The sequence below is a fragment of the Enterococcus innesii genome (assembly GCF_022846515.1).
Taxonomy (GTDB): Bacteria; Bacillota; Bacilli; order Lactobacillales; family Enterococcaceae; genus Enterococcus_D; species Enterococcus_D innesii.
The window spans coordinates 2016952-2035977 of record NZ_AP025635.1 but is presented as its reverse complement, the minus strand read 5'-3'; the positions used below and the strand labels follow the sequence as shown (position 1 = coordinate 2035977).

18 protein-coding genes are annotated in these 19026 nt (G+C 44.0%); 5 read left to right on the top strand and 13 right to left on the bottom strand.

Annotated features, from left to right (window positions below; genetic code table 11):
- Nucleotides 1-22: 22 nt before the first annotated feature.
- A complete protein-coding gene (locus tag ENLAB_RS09515; protein WP_118215751.1) occupies nucleotides 23-796 on the top strand; it encodes a MurR/RpiR family transcriptional regulator in 774 nt (257 codons plus the stop codon).
- A 64-nt stretch (nucleotides 797-860) separates the two neighbouring features.
- On the opposite strand, the gene ENLAB_RS09510 is transcribed toward ENLAB_RS09515, so the two are convergent.
- The 12 genes from ENLAB_RS09510 to ENLAB_RS09455 all read right to left on the bottom strand — a co-directional run bounded on the left by ENLAB_RS09510 (nucleotide 861) and on the right by ENLAB_RS09455 (nucleotide 15215).
- Nucleotides 861-2168, bottom strand: coding sequence for a PTS sugar transporter subunit IIC (locus tag ENLAB_RS09510; protein ID WP_244350833.1), 1308 nt, complete (start codon nucleotides 2166-2168; stop codon nucleotides 861-863).
- 326 nt (nucleotides 2169-2494) lie between these two features.
- Entirely contained in the window at nucleotides 2495-3808 is a 1314-nt protein-coding gene (locus ENLAB_RS09505) for a PTS sugar transporter subunit IIC (protein ID WP_244350820.1), read from the bottom strand.
- Between the two features lie 5 nt (nucleotides 3809-3813).
- Nucleotides 3814-5094 (bottom strand): glycoside hydrolase family 140 protein, encoded by a 1281-nt coding sequence (locus ENLAB_RS09500; protein WP_144770934.1) that lies wholly within the window; start codon nucleotides 5092-5094, stop codon nucleotides 3814-3816.
- A gap of 45 nt (nucleotides 5095-5139) precedes the next feature.
- Nucleotides 5140-5997 carry an alpha/beta hydrolase gene (locus ENLAB_RS09495; RefSeq protein WP_142424518.1) on the bottom strand — a complete coding sequence of 286 codons (858 nt, stop codon included), beginning with the start codon at nucleotides 5995-5997 and terminating at the stop codon, nucleotides 5140-5142.
- 12 nt (nucleotides 5998-6009) lie between these two features.
- Nucleotides 6010-7458 (bottom strand): FGGY-family carbohydrate kinase, encoded by a 1449-nt coding sequence (locus ENLAB_RS09490; RefSeq protein ID WP_142424519.1) that lies wholly within the window; start codon nucleotides 7456-7458, stop codon nucleotides 6010-6012.
- 1 nt (nucleotide 7459) lies between these two features.
- Complete coding sequence (locus tag ENLAB_RS09485; protein ID WP_244350818.1) at nucleotides 7460-8401, bottom strand: transketolase family protein; 942 nt, start codon at nucleotides 8399-8401, stop codon at nucleotides 7460-7462.
- Nucleotides 8388-9224: a transketolase gene (locus ENLAB_RS09480; RefSeq protein WP_005231740.1), complete on the bottom strand. Its 837-nt coding sequence runs from the start codon at nucleotides 9222-9224 to the stop codon at nucleotides 8388-8390. The genes ENLAB_RS09485 and ENLAB_RS09480 overlap by 14 nt, the downstream gene beginning before the upstream one ends.
- A complete protein-coding gene (locus tag ENLAB_RS09475; RefSeq protein ID WP_005226500.1) occupies nucleotides 9215-10633 on the bottom strand; it encodes an L-fucose/L-arabinose isomerase family protein in 1419 nt (472 codons plus the stop codon). Before ENLAB_RS09475 ends, ENLAB_RS09480 begins: the two co-directional genes overlap by 10 nt.
- A 31-nt stretch (nucleotides 10634-10664) precedes the next feature.
- Nucleotides 10665-10952, bottom strand: a complete 288-nt coding sequence (locus ENLAB_RS09470) for a PTS sugar transporter subunit IIB (protein WP_244350816.1) — start codon at nucleotides 10950-10952, stop codon at nucleotides 10665-10667.
- 156 nt (nucleotides 10953-11108) lie between these two features.
- Nucleotides 11109-12116 (bottom strand): LacI family DNA-binding transcriptional regulator, encoded by a 1008-nt coding sequence (locus ENLAB_RS09465; protein ID WP_005226491.1) that lies wholly within the window; start codon nucleotides 12114-12116, stop codon nucleotides 11109-11111.
- Between the two features lie 117 nt (nucleotides 12117-12233).
- Nucleotides 12234-14255, bottom strand: coding sequence for a type I pullulanase (gene pulA, locus ENLAB_RS09460; protein WP_244350814.1), 2022 nt, complete (start codon nucleotides 14253-14255; stop codon nucleotides 12234-12236).
- Nucleotides 14256-14600: 345 nt separating this feature from the next.
- Nucleotides 14601-15215: a TetR/AcrR family transcriptional regulator gene (locus ENLAB_RS09455; RefSeq protein ID WP_170924053.1), complete on the bottom strand. Its 615-nt coding sequence runs from the start codon at nucleotides 15213-15215 to the stop codon at nucleotides 14601-14603.
- Nucleotides 15216-15534: 319 nt separating this feature from the next.
- On the opposite strand from ENLAB_RS09455, the gene ENLAB_RS09450 reads away from it, so the two are divergent.
- The 3 genes from ENLAB_RS09450 to ENLAB_RS09440 are packed head-to-tail and all read left to right on the top strand — an operon-like array spanning nucleotide 15535 to nucleotide 16599.
- Nucleotides 15535-15861, top strand: coding sequence for a PadR family transcriptional regulator (locus tag ENLAB_RS09450; RefSeq protein WP_081117612.1), 327 nt, complete (start codon nucleotides 15535-15537; stop codon nucleotides 15859-15861).
- Nucleotides 15848-16438 (top strand): DUF1700 domain-containing protein, encoded by a 591-nt coding sequence (locus ENLAB_RS09445; RefSeq protein ID WP_244350812.1) that lies wholly within the window; start codon nucleotides 15848-15850, stop codon nucleotides 16436-16438. The genes ENLAB_RS09450 and ENLAB_RS09445 overlap by 14 nt, the downstream gene beginning before the upstream one ends.
- Nucleotides 16435-16599: a hypothetical protein gene (locus tag ENLAB_RS09440; RefSeq protein ID WP_244350810.1), complete on the top strand. Its 165-nt coding sequence runs from the start codon at nucleotides 16435-16437 to the stop codon at nucleotides 16597-16599. The genes ENLAB_RS09445 and ENLAB_RS09440 overlap by 4 nt, the downstream gene beginning before the upstream one ends.
- Before the next feature lie 293 nt (nucleotides 16600-16892).
- Here ENLAB_RS09440 and ENLAB_RS09435 read toward each other — a convergent pair whose 3' ends face one another.
- The gene (locus ENLAB_RS09435) at nucleotides 16893-17378 is read right to left on the bottom strand and encodes a DUF2798 domain-containing protein (RefSeq protein WP_077453201.1); all 486 of its coding nucleotides are present in this window, start codon (nucleotides 17376-17378) and stop codon (nucleotides 16893-16895) included.
- 258 nt (nucleotides 17379-17636) lie between these two features.
- On the opposite strand from ENLAB_RS09435, the gene ENLAB_RS09430 reads away from it, so the two are divergent.
- Nucleotides 17637-19010 carry an MFS transporter gene (locus ENLAB_RS09430; RefSeq protein WP_244350809.1) on the top strand — a complete coding sequence of 458 codons (1374 nt, stop codon included), beginning with the start codon at nucleotides 17637-17639 and terminating at the stop codon, nucleotides 19008-19010.
- The last annotated feature ends 16 nt before the right edge of the window (nucleotides 19011-19026 follow it).

Genomic DNA, 19026 nt, shown 5'->3' with positions numbered 1-19026 from the left:
CTAACATACAGAGGTGAAAGCTATGATCCACCAACAGCTTGCTGACGATTCAAAGTTTACTTTCCAAGAACAGGCAATAGTCGCATTCATCCGCGAATTTCCTGAGAGCATCCTAGAATTATCAGCGAAAGATTTGGCATCTGCTAGTTATACAAGTGCTGCAACCGTCGTTCGTTTTTGTAAGAAACTTGGATTCAAGGGTTATCCTGATTTTCAACTAAAATATGTAAAAGAATACGGAAAGCTCTACAATCAAAAAAAACTAACTTTCTCAACTTCTTTATCTAATCTCGATGTTTCCGAATATGTTTCCTCTGTTTATATAGATACGATTCAAGAGACAAAAGAATTGATAAATAAGGACACGTTGAATCGAGTCATCAATCTACTTTGTCACACAAAAAAAATTGATTTTTATGCAAGCGATATCAACTTCCCTCGTGTTCAATCTGCTTGCATTAAATTAAATAATTTAAATATCCATGCTCAAGCATTTAACTCATTAAACGAGTTTTATATTTCCTCGACAAATGCACGTGAGACCATTTCATTCGTTATCAGTCATTCTGGGAAGAATCAAACAATGATCGATATCGCGTATAAATTGAGAAAAAGAAATAGTAAGACAATTGCTATCACTAGCTTTGTCGAAAAAGATCTATCACTGATCTGTAATGAAAGCTTTTATCTCTACTATTCATCCAACGATGCTTTCAGTGCCCTTCAATACGGGTTATCCCTCGAATATATACTGGATATGATCTATTCTTGCTTGGTCGTAAAAAGAAGGCTGTAAAAAACGATGGCGGACGTAAGTCCCCATCGCTTTTTTATACACTCCTTTTTCATCATAAACTTCATCAAGAAATCACTCGATCCATGCTTTGTTCTGCTGCTTTTTCTTGCGTTTCTTGCGCCAATTCTTGTTCGGCATTTTTCTTATCCAAAATGCGGACAAATGGGTAATAGATCAAGGCACACAAAGGAATCATTAATAACTGGGCTACCCCGAGTTTCCAGCTTCCTTGCAGAATACCTGAGAGAACGATTGGGGCACCAAAAGGCACTTGCATCCCGATAGGAATTGGTAAAATATTCGTGACGGTTAAGATATAGCCAATCACCACGCAGACAACTGGGCTTAAAATGTAGGGAATCGCCAGAATCGGGTTCATTACGATTGGTAATCCGAAGATCAGCGGTTCATGAATCCCGAAAAGTGCTCCTGGTGCTCCCAGCTTCCCAATAATTTTGAATTGTTTACTCTTTGATAAAAAGAGTAAAACTACTACTAGACCAAGCATGGCGGAAAAATTAGCATAAATACTCCAAAAAGAACCAGTCACTAAGTTAGGCATCGGTTCTCCTGCTTGATAAGCAGCCAAATTCTCAAGATCCAGAGCAGTCATTATTGGACGAATAACCGCTAGTACAACGATTGCTCCGTGAATCCCAAAGACCCACAACAACTGCATGATCAATAAGGCGATACAAATCGACCAGATCGAACCTCCAAGACTTTGCAGTGGAATTTGTAGAATCGTGTATACAAATTGATGGAAACTACCGAATTCCGTCATCTTCCACAAACCGGCTGTTATCGTCAATAAGACTGCTACTAACACTGCTGGAACCAGTCCCGAAAATGTTTTGGCAATCGTTGGTGGTACACCCTCCGGCATCGTGATAACCAAGTTTTTATCGACAAAAAACACATACAAACGGGCAGTTAAAACGCCCACGATCATCGCCGCAAACAACCCTCTAGCCCCTAGCCAGTCAAAGGTCAAGGCATTGATCACAAGCTCTCCATCTTCAAAAACACTGATTGGTGTTAAGACTAAAAAGGAAAATAAGGAAACAAAACCAGGGATCAAGCCTTCTTTTCCATACAAGCCTGCCAATTTGTAAGCGATGGAAAAAGCGGCATAAATAGCTAATGCATTTGTCGTAAATTGTGCCGGTAAGGCGATAATATCGCGAAATGGGGCGATCATTGATTGATAGACTTCGATTTGCATGGAAGACAACAGTGTACTGAATGCGCCGATGATCATGATCGGCAATAGCGACATCAACCCATTAGAGATTGCTTGCATATACTTATTTTGCTGAATCTTACTTGCGTAGTACTGGCCTTTTTCGGTGAACTTCTCTGCGAAAGTCATATAATACACTCCTTTTTGATCTGTGTCCGAGAAACAAAACGTCTTGATAGCAATTGTGGGGGAGCAGCTGGTATATTTTTTAAAAAGACACATACTGAGTAAAATCAAAAATCAGAAAATCTATTTGTGTCACATTTGCATTGGGATCATCGGCGTTTCCCCGAACCATTCGATTACTAAGTAGATCAATCAGAGCCTATCTGCTTTCGGGAATGGCCGATCATTGACTGGATTCACCGTCTTAAGAAATCAAGTGTGCAAAAATTCACCTTGTCCCTTGTTGAAGAAGAACAAGGTCCTGCCTTTTACGCATTGTTCCCCTGAAGTCAGACGGTTTCTCCAGCTGCATCGATACTTTCAGTTTGAACCTCCGCTTGCGCTGCTTCTGCTTCTGTTTTTAATTTTCCTTTATCTAATATTTTGACAAAAGGAATGTACAGCAAGCAGCCTGCCAAAACGCAAACGACTTGTAGAACTGCGACCTGCCAGCCTCCAGCTAGAAACCCATTTAGAAAAATCGGTGTGCCAAAGGGAACTTGTACGCCACTAAGTCGTGGGACGATCCCACTCCAGATCGCTAGGTACGCCACAAGCACTTGAACCAATGGTGTTAATATGAACGGAATCGCCATGATTGGATTTAAAATCAGCGGTAAGCCAAAAATCACCGGCTCATTAATGGTGAACAATCCAGGAACGGCACTTAGGTTAGCAACTGTCCGTGATTGTTTTGATTTCGCTAACAGCAAAATAACGATAATCAATGACAATGTTCCCCCAGCCCCACCAATACCAGCAAACAAATCATAAAACGACTTGCTCAAAATATTCGGCAGCTCGGAACGCGCAACGCCGCTAGCTAAAGCATCCATATTTTCCACATCCATTGGTAAGTACAAAGCGGTGACAAAGCTACCCACCACCAACGAACCATGGATACCGAAGAACCATAGCACCATTTGGATCAGTACAATAAATAACAACGAACCTACACTAGAAGACAAGCTTTGCAGCGGCATTGCCAAGATTTGATAGATGAAATCTGAGAATGAGCCATAAGAAGTAAAACTGAATGCCCAGCTAATGACGATCGCGGTAAACCCAGAAATAATTGCTGGAATCAAACCGGCGAAGGTATCCGTCACAAATTGCGGCACGCCTGCTGGCATTTTGATGGCGATATTTTTTTCTAAAATAAAGCAGTACAAACGAGCAAAGACTAAGCCACAGATCATAGCGGTAAACAAGCCTTGAGCGCCGAGTTTGCTCATGTCGAGAGTCGTTGTTTCCTCCAAGGTGACCATTGGCGTCATCATCAAAAAGGCAAACAACGAAACGATGCCGGCAGGGACTGCCGACTGCTTAAATTCTGTCGCTAAACGGTGCCCGACAAGAAAGGAAGCGTACACTGAGATAACCCCAACGGTCATACTGTAACCGACGGAAAAATAACCGCCAATATTGATCGAGTTGATAAAATCTGTCCACCCTTGAATCGGCAAAACTGCTAACAACAAGGCGATCGAGCCAATAATGTTGATCGGCAGCGTCGCCATCAACCCGTTTGAAATTGCCTTTAAATACCGATTGTTGGAGATTTTATCTGCAAATACTAACACCTTATCCATATACTTATCCATTTTTTTCACTCCTTTATTTGGATGACGAACAATACATCTTCGTGACAATTGTGGGGATGGAAAACAGTGATACCATCAGTAACTGTCAGTTTTGGTTTCAAGAAACGATTGGTGTTCAAATCGATCAATGTGACGGTCGCTGTAGAAAGATCTCCTTGCAGGCGAACTGTTGTATTGCTTGGCAAGTAAAGCAAGGCATCCTTCCTTCCTGCGATAGCTGCCATACGAATCTGTTCATCTGCATCGATCAAGCGCTCTTGGCAAGGCACAAGCTCCTGAATATTTAATAATTCAAATAATTGCTTGATAAAGCCATAGTCATCTGCCCCAGGAAAAGACAAAGCTTCTGGCCAAATCATCGGACGATCAAATGCTTCCCCGATTTCTTCCGCAAAGGTTGCCGTCGAGGTTTGCCAACTCCAGATGCCGTGAGCACCGTACGTGATCCCAGCCGAGCCGCCGGCTAACAATGATTGCCATGCTGCTTTGCGGACATCTTTTTGACCAAATCGACCGTATACGTGACGGGCATAGCCCATTTGTTCATAGCAAGGTTCTGAGTTGATGATCGGCAGTTGCGGTTCTCGTTGATAAAAACGCTCTGCCAAATAATAAGGCATATTCAAAAAGGCGCTGTTATGACCTGATTGGTATAAAAATAAGTCCAAATGTTCGACGATAGGTTCAGGGATTTCTTCAAAACGTCCCTTGATATGAATCGTTTTCAGGGTACTGGGCGAATGCTTTTCAAAGAAAACAAAGGCTTCTAGATACGTATCGATGGTTGGCTGAGTTGGGAAGTCCGTATCGCCACCAATAAAGTAGATCGGATGGAAGGCATCAAACGTCTTAATCACTTTTTGATAGTAAGCCTGGCGGCAATCCTCCGGCAACACGTTGCGTTCTTTGTCCAACTGGCTAGCCCAAGTGCCAGCGACATAGTTTGACCACAAGACAACCAATGCTAAAGTAAACCCTTTTTCATCGGCAATTTTACAAAGACGCTGAGCCCGTTCGAAATAGGCATCCTCCCAAACCGTAAAATCAAAGACACCCGCATCAAGGGGAAACGGCAAGCAGTCAAATTGACCACGGCTGCGATCCCATTGCGGTAACACATTGATTTGAAGGGTGTTGAATCCCTGCTCTTTGCGTTTGTCTAAGTAGGTGATCCAGTCATTTTCTTGAATACTAGTAAAAGCACTCCAGCAAGTATCGGCTAAATAAAAGAAATGCTGTCCGTCTCGCAATAAGGTGCGTTTGTTTTGGTTTACGGTGATTTTCACGGTGGAGCTCTCCTTTCATCGGCACAAGTTGTGCACTGGCGGTTATTAATCAATATAACTACTGAGCCAGCCTTCGCACAGCTCAAACCATTTGGCGACATGGGTATTGAGGTGACTTGGCTTGCGTGCCGTTGTTCGATCCGCTAATGCCAGTCCATGTTCGCCTTTTTCAAAAATATGCAGTTCAAATGGAATCTCTGCTTCTCTTAATTTGACCGCCAGCTTCAACGAGTGTGCCACATCGACTAAGACGTCTTCCGTCGTATGCCAGAGAAACATCGGAGGTGTCCACTGATCGACATGATGCAAAATGTTCATGGATTGAATGGCTTCTTCCGTCGGTTGTTTACTCCCAAAAAAGCGCTCGTTGGCAGTTAAAGGTGTCTCGATCAGACTAGCGGCAAAGCCTAGCTCATCGATTGGGAAGGCATGCTCTTGATAAACCAATGGGTAGCCGGCGATCGCCAAATTCACTTTCAGTAAGTCACTGCTGACGCCCAATGCTTCTGCCAGCTCAGCATCGTGCCAGCGCGTCGCTAACTGCAACGCTAGATGTCCGCCTGCTGAAAAACCGCAAACAATGATTTGCTCCTCATCCACCAACCATTCTTGAGCATGCTCACGGATGATTTTGACGGTTTGGGCGGCTTCTATCAAGGCGTTGTGGGGAACGTTTTTCACTTGGTCACCGGTGGTGTACCATAAAACAACGCTATTTAGCCCGATACTATTGAATTTCAAGGCAATGACTTCCGCCTCTCGATCACTGGTAAAGGCGTAGCCGCCGCCTGGACAGACGATCACTAGCGGTCGTTTCTTGCCGAAATTGTACTCTTTGGATTGGTGCAATAAATAGGTAGCCACGTAAGCCGTTTGATTCAGTTGAATTCGTTGGGTCTCCATATAGTTCCTCCTCTATCCTTCACTAAAAGCAGCTGACTTCTCAATGAACCGTTTCCATTTTTCATATTTCAAACGGATCACGGCCTGTTCGGCTTGCGGAACGATCGTGGTTTGTTGAATAGCTGGTTCATTCATGGTTGGATTGGCAACAAGCATCGTGCCGATGGCTGAAAATTCTTCGACTTCGCTGACGATGACGGGTTTATTGATCAAAGTCGCCAATAAGCTCATCAAGGCGCGGTTTTTCGAAACACCGCCATCGATCATTACCTGATTGATCAGTCGTTCAGCGACTTCTTCCATCACATCGATCACTGCTTTGATTTGAAAAATGATGCTTTCTAACACGGCTTTCAACAGCTCATGAGTCGTCGTCGTGCGTTTCATGCCGACAAAGCTGGCGGTCATCGTATTATCCCAAAATGGGGCACCCATTCCTTGCAATGCTGGGATAAAATAGATGTCTTCTTGACTGTCACTGGTCAGCACTTCTTGACAGATCTCAGCTACATCTGGCAGCGGAGCCACTTGCTCACTGAACCAGTTGATGGCGTCACCACAGGAACGGATGATGCCTTCTAGCGCAAATGCTGTTTCCTGGCTAGTTTGCCAGCCGACCGTCGTCAAAATGCGGCGATCCCGCAACGTCTGCTCCTGCTGCACTTGCATCATGATCGAACAACCGGTGCCCATCGTGATTTTTACATCCCCAAGGCTTTGACAACCTTCCCCGAATAATGCCGCTTGTGAATCGGCTAAGATCCCTTTGATAGGGATTCCGTGATAGCTACCGAAAACCGTATCAGCAGGTTTGATCGCTGGCAAGTCTGCTAAATGGATGCCAAAAAGTTTGACGAGCTCTGCATCCCAACGGCCCTCTTCAATATTGTAAAACAATGTTCGGCAAGCGTTGCTGGCTTCTGTCGCAAATACTTTCCCTTGCGTTAAATTCCACAGGAGCCAACTGTCCATAGTACCGATCGCCAATTCGCCAGTCCCCGACTTTTCCTTGATGGCCGATAATTCTTGGGCCAACCATTTCACTTTGGTGCCAGAAAAATACGGGTCTAAGCGCAAACCAGTCTTTTGATTGATCGTCCTTTCCCAGCCTTGTGCCGTCAATTCTTCACAAATCGCGGCGCTGCGGTTGCATTGCCACACGATCGCATTGTACAGGGGATTGCCGGTCAATCGATCCCAAGCAACGATCGTTTCCCGCTGATTGGTCAATGACAAGGAAACGATTTGATCTGCAGTGATCGCTTGGTCTTGAAACACTTGTGCCAGCAATTCTTGGACATTTTGCCAAATCTCGAGGGGATCATGTTCGACCCACCCGACTTTTGGATAAATTTGGCGATGTTTTTTATCGTAACGCTGCAGGATTTTCCCTTCTTGAAACAGTAAGAGCTTGGTACCGGATGTACTCTGATCTAAAACCAGCTGATAGGTCTTGTCCATCTTAAGCTCCTAGAAACGCAACCGCTGTTTTCGCTATGGAGGCACCGTCTAATCCATAATGGGCAAACAGTTCTGCCGAAGAACCAGTAATCAAGGCTTCATCCGGAAAAGCAATGATTTTTTGTCGAATGTCCGTTTCTTCTGCCAGCGTTTCCGCCACGGCAGCTCCTAAGCCGTTGTATCGGCTATGTTCTTCCACAGTGATCACGGTGCCTGTTTCTTTCGCCACTCGTTTGACCGTTTCTGAATCAAAGGGCTTCAAGGAATGAACATTTAAAACGGTAGCAGTGATGCCTTGTTTTTCCAATAGCTCAGCAGCATCCAACGCTTGGAGCACGGTTTCGCCGGTGGCGATCAATGCGACATCTTGACCGCTTCTCAGCTCAATGGCTTTGCCGATCTCAAAAGGATAATCTGCAGAATCATAACAATCTTCAACAGGATTACGACCGAGACGGATATAGGCTGGTTCATTTGATGCCGCTAAGGCTTTAAACATTTGGATCGTTTCAAAGCGATCTGCTGGCAACAGCACTTGCAAATTAGGGATCGCTCGTGCCACTGCGATGTCTTGCAAGGAATGATGACTCATGCCTAATGCCCCATAACTGACACCGCCGCTGATGCCTACGAGTTTGACATTTTTATTCGAATACGCGACATCGACTTTGATCTGCTCGATACTGCGCATGCTGAGAAAACAAGCTGGGGATGCAACGAAAGGGCGTTTGCCCATATGGGCTAAGCCGGCCGCAATACTGACGATGTTTTGCTCTGCGATCCCTACTTCCACCAATTGTGTCGGTAATTCCTTGGCAAAAGCTGCTAACGAAGCGGAACCACGAGAATCACTGGTCAACACCGTGATCGCAGGATTCTTTTTTCCTTCTTCAATCAATACGTCGCACATCGCTTGGCGATTGGCAATATTATTTTTTCCCATGAGTCAAAACCTCCATTTGCTGATCAAGTTCGGCAATGGCTTGTGCAAGCTCTTCTGCCGTTGGCACTTTATGATGCCATTGCGCTTGATTTTCGGCTGCAGAATAGCCTTTGCCTTTGATGGTTTTAGCAATGATCAGCTTCGGTTGATTGGGCTGATGCGGTTTTTCTAATGCAGCCACCAAGGCAGCCATATCATTGCCATCAACGATATGCACATCCCAACCAAAGGCACGCCATTTTTCATCTAGCGGCTCCACTGCCATCACATCTTCTGAGGCGCCCGTGATCTGCAAGCCGTTGCGATCAATGATGGCGGTCAAATTGTCCAGCTGGTAGTTGGCAGCCGCCATGGCTCCTTCCCATACCGAGCCTTCTGCTAATTCGCCATCTCCCAACAACGTATAGGTTTGATACGTGCGGTGATCCAGTTTGCCTGCCAAGGCGATCCCTACTGCGACGGGTAAGCCGTGGCCTAGCGAACCAGTATTCATCTCAACACCAGCTACTTTATTGTTTGGATGACCGATCAGTCGTGAACCAAATTGCGAAAAGGTGGCTAATTCTTCTTTTGGCAAAAAACCTTTGTCCGCTAAAACGGCCCATAGTACTTCTGCCGCATGTCCTTTACTTTGGATATACTGGTCACGATCTTGCTTTTGGGGGTCTTTCGCATCGACATTCATTATCCGATAATACAAGGCCACTAATATATCGGTACAAGAAAGATCCGAACCAGTATGACCCGTTTTTGCTTGATAGATCAGCTCTAACACGGATTTTCGAATCGTTAAAGCCTTCATCTCCAGCTCGTTTATTTCCATGATTGATCCCCTCTCAAGTATGCTTTGACGTCTTCTTCGATCGGATCATAAAAATCTGGCTGCACGCCGATGTATTTGCACGCTTCGTACAAAATCGGCACCACATTTTTTCTGACCGCCGCAACGTGATGAATATAAGGGCCCTCAACAAGTTTGAATTCCAAGCGATTCAAATTCGCAAATTCCAGATAGAGATAGGTCCCTTGATTGTATGGGCCATCGATCCCTTTACCAGTGCCCATCAGTAGTGAGTACTCGCCGTTGTCCCCATCAAAGCGACACAGCGTATACTCGTCTTTGATTGCCCGAAAAGCGACTGATCCTGGATAGTCAAAAACAAAATGTCGTTGCGGCAAGATCGGTTTGGTCTCTGCGGTGGAATAAGCAAAAACTCCTAAGTGTTGAAGCAATTCGCCATTCTCGTTCTCTGGATGGCGGCAGTTGACATCCGCAAAGATCGCTCGGTGTTCCCCCAACGAAGCGGCTTCGACCAACAGTTCCGAGATTGCCCCATGGACATCCGTCTCACAGACAAAAGGCAAACCTTCTTCTTGTAACAGTGACAAGGAGGCATACGGTAAAATACCGATTTCGTCTTGTAAGGCCGTCCAACACTGGATGACTCCTGCATTGCAGCCGTAACTTTCACATAAGTTTTGCAAAGCCACTTTAAGGGCTGCCACCATTTCCAAATCTTTCGCCGAAATTTGGACTTCCGTATTGGTTTCAAAATAATCAATGACTGCTTGCAATTTATCTGGCTGCTGTTCTTTGACTTTCTTGATTTCTTGCACCACTTCTTGGATCGGTACTGGTGATAGCGAAATATTGAAACGCTCCAATAGTTCGCCTTCGTTGCAGATCACAGTCCAAAAATCAAAGGGGCGTGGGCCAACTTGCAAGATTCGTGTTTGTTTGAAGGTCTTGACGACATTGCAGACTTTGATAAAGTCTTGCAAGCCGCGGGCAAATTCTGGTGAATCAATATCAGAATTTTTGACATAGGTGAAAGGTACCTTGAAACGGCGCAAGACTTTCCCAATAGCGAAAAGACCGCATTGCGTATCCCGCAAACGTGAACCGTCGGCGGCTGGCGTCTCATCTTTGGGTCCCCACAGTAAGACGGGAACATCTAGTTTTTTGGCTAGACGAGCACAGGCATATTCCGTACCAAAGTTTTCATTGGCTAGAAAAAGACCGTCGATTTTTGCTGCTTTGAATTTTTCGGCGATTTTTTCAACCCCTTCATCATCGTATAGCAAGCCATCTTCGTTGATATCTAAAATATCTACATAATCAATGGCCAGTTCGTCCATTTTTTGTCGTGTCAGATTGGCGTACTCAATGGCTGCTTCTGCACTAAATAAATTTCTTCTAGTCGGGGCGAACCCGATGGTTACTTTATCCATAAAACCACCCTTTGCGTTTTAGTATATTTAGCTAAATTTTTATTTCTTCGACGATTCGTGCTACATTTTTGCTCAGAAATTCCTCATCCGTCAGTAAAACGATTTTTTTATCAGGAAAGGCTGCGGCGACTTTCGCTTGATTGAAGCTGGTTTGAGGAGCTAAAATCAAAAAATCATAGTCATTCCCCACCATAAATATTTCTGAAAAAGGCGCGGAATTCACTTGGTAATGCTGATCATCCGCTAGTTGTTCTTTGAGCGCTTTGACGAGCAGTGCGCTGGAGAGCCCAGTTGCACAAAAGAGACCGATCTGTGTCATCTATTCACTTCCTCAAAATGTAATCCCTTACTTTTTACACCTTAAATATAGCATAAGCTAAATTTTTTGCAATAGTTTTAGATAAATATTTTTGTTTAATAACTAAAAAAGGACAAAACGCTTGCTAAACGTTTTGTCCTTTTTCTTATTTTTATCTTAATTGATGCTTTCACGTTCGACGATCGTCGTGGCGACCAGCATTTTCAGATGGTTTTCATCTTCACTGGTGATTTTCTCGATCAAGCGTCGCACGGCTTGGCGACCAAGGTACACTTTATCTACTTTGACGGTGGTCAGTGGTGGGTTGCAAAATTCCGCCAAAGGAATATCATCGAACCCAACGATGGTCAACGGATGATCGGGAAACACTTCGCGAATGGCTTTCATGGCACCGATGGCGATATTGTCATTGACCGCAAAAAAGGCGCTTGGTAACGGTCGCTGATCGTCACGCATGGATTCCAAATAGACCTTCATGTCTTGATAGGAGCCTTCCAAGGTGGGTTCTACTAAGGCTTCCGTCTCTTCATAATGGATCAGATCATGCTCTTGGATCGCTTGGACGAACCCTTGCTTGCGTTCACGGAAGTTGTTGATTTGAAAGGTTGAATTGATGATCCCGATGTCACGGTGGCCTTTTTCGATCATCTTTTCAACGATCTCATAGGCGCTGTCACGATTATTGATGGCGACAAAATCAAAGTCCTGCGAATTAAAAATCGTATCTAAAATCACTAAGGGTACTTCCAAATGACGGAAGACTGCTAAATCTTGTTTTTCCAATTCCGTTCCTAACAATAGCAAACCATCTGCTAATTCTGGACGGATCTTTTCAATCGGGTCTTCTTCTGGTGCCAGTGTGATATGGGAAATGACCAGTTCATAGCCTAACGTACTGCACTCCATTTCGATTCCTCGGATCAATTCAGAAAAGAAAGGCGTATCCCCTACGACATTTCCTTGCTTGTTCATTACGACAAATTTGATTTTTTGGCTTTCCGTTTTTTTAATTTCTCGCTGATCAAAATACCCCATCTCACGAGCGATCTTCAAGATCGCTTGCCGTTTTTGTTCACTGATCCCCTTACGATTGTTGATCGCATTAGAGACAGTTCCGCTGGAAACACCAGCTTTTCGGGCAATATCAGAGATCACAACTTTCATTTGCTCACCGCTTTCTGCTTCTCATTCTGTTAAAAGTATAGCAAAAGAATTGTTTTTTTACTACCAAAAAAGCTAAAACAAACTAAAATTTTTAGTTTGTTTTAGCTTCTACTTTGATTAGTTACTTTGTTCCGCCAAAATGCAGAAAGACAATGAATCGATAGTTATCCTTGGCGTTGCTACGCCACGAGAAGCGATCCCAGCTCCTTTGGGGTCAGCAACAATGTGCCAAGAAGCATTTTCTGTTGTCGTCGGTAAGTCAAAGGACCAGCTTTCTTCCGTGCTGTTGAGTATAACGAACAAGGAACGCCATGGATGCTGTTTGTCACGATTGGGTACTTGATACGCCAAGCGATTTTCATTCTTTGTCTCATAAAAGACCATGCTTTCAGCCGTTTGGGTCGTGGCATCTCTCAATGGTGCATAGGACTGCCGCAATGCCCACAAGCCCCGATACAGCTCGCGCAACTCTTTGAAGGTTTTGGCACGTGACCAATCCAGCTGATTGACTGCCAGTGGCGAACGGAAGGAATTTTCATCACCTTCTTTGGTACGGCCAAATTCTTCCCCAGCTTGAGTCAGCACTGCTCCTTGGCTGGTAAACAAAATGGCTGCTGCTAGTTTGTTGCGGGCTAAAAGCTCAGGATCAAACTCATAATTTCTTTCCTTCGCTGAAGCCTGCATGGTTGCCACCAGTTTGTCCCATAAAGTCAAATTATCATGGACTGACGCATAGGCGATCACTTGGCGGGGCGATTTTGCCCAGCGCTCGGCGCCTTCTTGCCCAGCAACTTTCGTATTTCCTTGAATCGCCGTTGCCAAATTTGCCGCATAAAAGGTTTGCTTGACTTGCGGTTGACCATTCATTCCTTGAATAAACGCGCCGTCTGTTTCTTCAAAGACATCGCCTTTGATACTGTCTCTTAAATCATTACTAAAAACCGCAACGCCTTCTGACAGGGCCCAAACATTGCTTTTATTGGCTGGGATATTCGGCTGAATGATTTGATTGCTGCCGGCATCCCATGGCTCGCCGTATAAAATCACATGGCTGAAGCCAGCATCATCTAGGCGTTGCCGCAACTGGTTCATGGTTTCCACATCGATCAAGCCCATCAAATCAAAACGAAAGCCGTCGATTTTGTATTCTTGTGCCCAATATAAAACTGAATCAATGATAAATTTACGCATCATTTTCCGTTCAGAAGCCACTTCATTGCCGCAAGCAGAACCGTCCGCAAAATTCCCTGCATCATCTTGACGGTAGTAATAATCAGGCACCGTCAAATTAAACCATGATTCTTCCGTGATCGCAGTGTGATTAAAGACCACATCCATCACAACGCCGATGGCTTCTTCGTGCAGCGATTGGATCATTTGCTTGCATTCACGAATCCGCGCCTTGGGATCACTAGGATCAGAAGCGTATCGTCCTTCAGGTACATTGTAATTTTTCGGATCATAGCCCCAGTTGTAGGCAGACGAAGTTTCATCATTGTCAAAATCGAAGATCGGCAGCAGATGAACATAATTGATCCCCAGCTCTTTTAAATAGGCTATGCCAGTTGGTTGACTTTCATCTCCCACCAGATGGGTCTTTTTTTCAGTGAAGGCTAAATATTTTCCGCGATTTTCTGGTGAAATCCCGCTGTTTTCGGCACCACTGAAATCTTCGACATGTAATTCCCAAATATAGGCATCTGTGATCGACTGCTGACCGACGCCGTGACTTTCCTGCCAACCTTCAGGATCTGTTTCCTTTAAATCAATGATCGCACCGCGGTTTCCGTTGATCCCTACTGCCTTGGCATAAAGATCCACCGCTTCGATTTTCTGCCCACCTCGTTGAAACTCAAAGGTATAAAACAGCTCCTTGACGTTTTCTTCCGTCGTGACTTGCCAACAGTTGTCTTCTTGAACCATTGGCAGCGTCAGCAGACGATCGTCAGTCCCAGCAACACCGCTTTGATAAATCAATACTGAAACGGCCTCTGCTTCTGGTGACCAGCATTTGAACGTGGTTTGCTGTCCTTGAAAAGTCACACCAAGATCATTCCCGTGATACGTATGTTCTTCTAAAAAACCGATCCTGCGATCGATCGCAATCTTTTTTTCTCCATACTGCGTGTTTTGTCCCATCAAAATTCCTCCATTCAACGTTGCTAACTATAAAACCCAGTTACTTTTCTGCTATTTCTACCTTCTCATATTTCTTGAAAATTGCCAACAATAAGCCGCCTCTTCTTCGGCCTAAAAAATAAGCCTTAACACTACAGACAAGACCTTTTCTTATTTTGCTGAACGACTTCCGCCTATTTTTATCAAAAGAAAAACCCCCACTCGTTGAACGGCTCTTAAAGAGTAGCTATTGCTTCTAATCTTTAAGATCACTGCTCCGATGGGGATTTTTGAAAAATAGGAAATCAATAATGGCAACGATAGCTGTCACAATATTCAGAAATCTTTTCCTTTCTTTCACGCTATCTATTGATCACTTACAGCTAGACCTGATTCAAGTAAGGTTTTAGGTAGATCATCTTGATAAAAACCAACTGGTTCATGAAGGACTCGCTGCCAATAATTTTGTGTCTCTTTCAAAAAATCAGCGTTATCTTGAGTATTTCCTTCACGAATAAACAGCAATACCAACCCACTAAAAAAAATCAAGGCTTCTTCATGGTACTTCCTCAGATCGTTTTCTTGCGCACATTGAAAAACAGCTGATTCAGCAATTGCTTCTTGAAAATATGCAAAAGAACGCTCTTTTATGTAAGGACCACAACCAATATCATTTAAAAATAATGCAAAAAAGAGGGCCCGATTGCGACTGGCGAACACGTAATAGTCATGCCAAAAACTGTATAAAGGATCTAGTGTCGCCACTGACTCTTTTTTTGCTTCATGAATATCGCGAAACACATCCTCGACCATCGCCTGCTTGAAATTCTGCATGTTTGAAAAATTCAAATAGATTGGTTGAGTCGATGTTCGTGCGTAATTAGCAATGTCGCGGACAGTGAGTGGTCGATAAAGATACTCCACCAGATATTTTTTTAAGCAATTGATCAAATATTTTTTCGTAATCGTTGCTTTTCTCATAATACCCCTTCCTTTCTGGACGTCACCAATTCTTGCTGACGTTCGTCTCATTCATTTTGACTACTTGCAGCTTTTAGAAACACAACCAACGCCCATTTTCTTACTGAAAGTAATCTATATACTTCTACTTTAACAAAAAAGAGCACGTTAACCTATACTTTCTGCCGATTTTCTTAATTTTATTTTTTATTTTTGACCATTTTGTCGAATGAGCTCTTGTTGTCTTATGGTGCTCAGACTTAAGGCTGATTTTGACTGGTGCTGCTTGTGGAATGATACTATGTAATGTATAGTATGAGTATGAACAGGAGGAGAGCCTTTGGATGCCCAATTAAAAAAAGGATTATTGGAAATTTGTGTTTTAGCCTATTTGCAGCATGGTGACTCTTATGGCTATGAATTAGTCAAAAACATATCTCCTTTACTGCCAATCTCAGAATCAACGCTCTATCCTATCTTGAAGCGCTTAGAGGCCAGCCGAGCGGTTGAGACTTATAATAAAAGCCATCAAGGACGGACGCGAAAATATTACCGCTTGACCAGACTTGGCAAACAGCGGATCGATGATTTTTTAACCAACGACTGGCCCCAATTGACATTGATCCAGCGATTTATTAAAGGAGGAACATTAGATGAACAGAGTTGATTTTATCAAGGCATTGGCTGCAGAATTATCTGAAAAAGTCAGACCTAGCGAGATTCATCAGCTGATCAACTATTATGACGAGATGATCGAAGATTTGATGGAAGAAGGATACACCGAAGAAGAAGCCGTGGCACGCCTTGGCTCCCCAAAAGAACTGATCCAAGCAGTCACCGAAACGGAAGAGGTCGTAGTAGAGATTTCTCGCCGCTTTCATCCCTTTTTGCTTTTGATCTTAGTGCTAGGCTTCCCATTGTGGGGCAGCTTATTGTTATGTGCCGCATTGCTGATCCTAAGCTTTTTAATAATCATCTGGTGTGTGCCTTTCACCACTGGCATGATTGGTGTCACTACGTTTATCGGTGGGATCGCCAGCGTTGTCTTAAGTCCCATGCTGATGGCGGATGGTTTCTATCTCTTTTTAAGTCAGTTAGGTGTGGGGATTTTCTTATTTGGTTTAGGGCTGCTTTGCCTGATCGCCACTTTTAGTATGAGCCGACCTTTTTCACGCCTTACCCACTCCCTTGTCGTTTGGCCGAAATCATTTGTTCAAAACTATCGAAAGAAGGCAGTCCTATGATCAAAATCAATAAGCGCTTTTTCGTTTTTCTCAGTCTGTTGTTTATTATTATCGGACTGGTCATCACCTTTGTCGGTTTTTCAATGTCAGGGTACTCACCTGATGCCTACCATATTGAGCATCGTCGCTGGTATCAACTCGTTGGTTTCTATACGGAATAACAGACGGAAAATAATTATAAGTTGGTTTTTTTCGTCATAAAAACAATCGATTTTCAACAATTTCATGTTTTGATGAAAAAATTGAACTTTCCTTTTTGATCTCACCATATTACTATATAGGTACATCCTGTATCCTATTTCATAGGGTAACCAGAAAAACCCATACCATCCTATGGGTTTTTTTGTTGTCTATAAAAGCAAAAAAACGTGCCGCAAGTCCAGTTATCGCCAAGCCAGCTATTTTAGCTAACCTTGGCAGAGCCTGTCCGCAGTACGTTTTTTCTAATGATCGATTATTCCCCTAGTGCTGGCTGTTCTTGCACAGTGCCAATAGGAAACAAGGCGCGAAACACCCGGCGAACGATTGGGCCTGCAATAAACAATTGCAATGGCAATGCGACGATCACATTTTTCCCAATGTTGCTTAGCCAATTGACGAACACCGAGTGATCAGGGTTTGGGTGCATCAACGCACCAAAAAGTGACATACAGATCACCATGCCGGCGATCATCAATGAAGAAATCAAACCGATTTTTTTCCAAGTAGCTGATTGATGGTCCAAAAATCGAAACGCCAAACCTTTTGCAGGACCAGAAACAATGAACCAATCCAAAATAAAGGCGACACAAAGGGCTAATGGCAATTCATTCCACGCCAATTGGAATGCCAATGCAGAAACACCGACTTGAAACATGAGGTTATAAACACTCATAAAATACACCATGAAAATACACATAAGTGTCGTATAGATCAAACTTTCTTTTTTGTTGATGGGCATGTAACAACTTCCTTTCTCTTTTTCGTACTCGACTATTCTAGCAGAAGAAAATTTTTCGTGTAAGTAAAAGTTTGAAAACTTTCAAAAAAGTTTTTTGCTATTTTTTTATCCACTTCTCTTGACACTTTCTTATGAAGTCAGTAGAATAGCGATAGATTAAATCGTACAGATAACAAGCGGGTTCGCTTGTCGAGAGAGAGGCGGTTTCTATGAGAATAGAAACGGTCTCTTTTTTTGCGAATTTTTAGAGGTGAGAATATGGAAAACAACAAAAAACTCGTGGGGGCGATCCTCGCAACCGGATTGATGTCATTTGCAGGCGTGCTGATTGAAACAGCTATGAATGTAACGTTTCCGACATTGATCGATCAATTTACGCTTTCAACATCCGATGTGCAATGGGTGACGACCATCTACTTACTGGTCATCTCCATCATTGTCCCAATATCGACCTACCTTTTGAAACGATTTTCATTGAGAACCTTGTTTCTAGCTGCCAACGCCTTCTTCCTTGTTGGCTTGGTGATCGACTTTTTATCGCCGACGTTTGCCATTTTGCTGATTGGCCGCTTTTTCCAAGGTGCCAGCACAGGGATCGCACTGCCTTTGATGTTCCACATCATTTTGACTTACTCCCCCTTTGAAAAACGGGGAGCGGCAATCGGCTTAGGGAATTTGACCACTTCCATCGCTCCAGCGATCGGACCGACATATGGGGGCTTATTGACCGCCCATTGGTCTTGGAATGCGATCTTTCTTTTCTTGATCCCAGTCTTACTGATCTCCCTAGTACTCGGCCTTTACTCGATCCCTAAGACGGCTGGGGCAAAAGACACTTCCCTTGATTTACTGAGTGTATTAGGAATCGTCTTGATGTTCAGCGGCTTCTTATTGTTCTTGAATCAAGTAGGCACCTTAGCGAGTCTACTGCCACTGCTTTTCGGTTTCATTGGTGCTGGCTTGTTTTATCAACGCTCAAAAGGCCCGAACCCTTTGATTCGTTTGGCTGTTTTGAAAAACCGCAGCTTCAGTTTGTTTCTTTTCGGCTTTCTCGTTTGTCAGTTCCTTTTACTGGGCATTTCCTTTGTCTTGCCGAACTTTGTCCAACTCGTCTTGGGAAAAGATGCCTTTACTGCAGGATTAGTTATGCTGCCCGGGGCGACCATCGGGGCGGTCCTTGCGCCGATCTCTGGTCGGTTGCTGGATAAAGTTGGACCGAAAAAACCGATCCTGTCTGGTTTGACTTTGATTGCCATTGGTTGGCTTGCCTTAGCCCTTGTTTTGCGTTCGCCTTTCATTTGGAGCCTAGTTGCTGGACATGTCTTTTACATGATCGGGATCGGCTTAGCCTACAGCAATATGATGACCACCGGCTTAAACAAGCTGACTCCTGCGATGTACGCGGACGGTAATGCGATCTTTAATACGCTGCAGCAATTTTCTGGTGCAGTGGCGACGGCTGTGGTGGCGACCATTATCAATTTGGCACAAAATGCGGCGACCGATTACACCCAAGGGACGGTCATCGGCTCTCAAATCGCCTTATTCTTTTTGTGGGCCTTAGTCTTACTGACTTTCCTATTAACGATCAACTACTTCCGCAAAAGCACCGACAAAAAAGCCGTCAGCTAACTGCGGCTTTATCCAT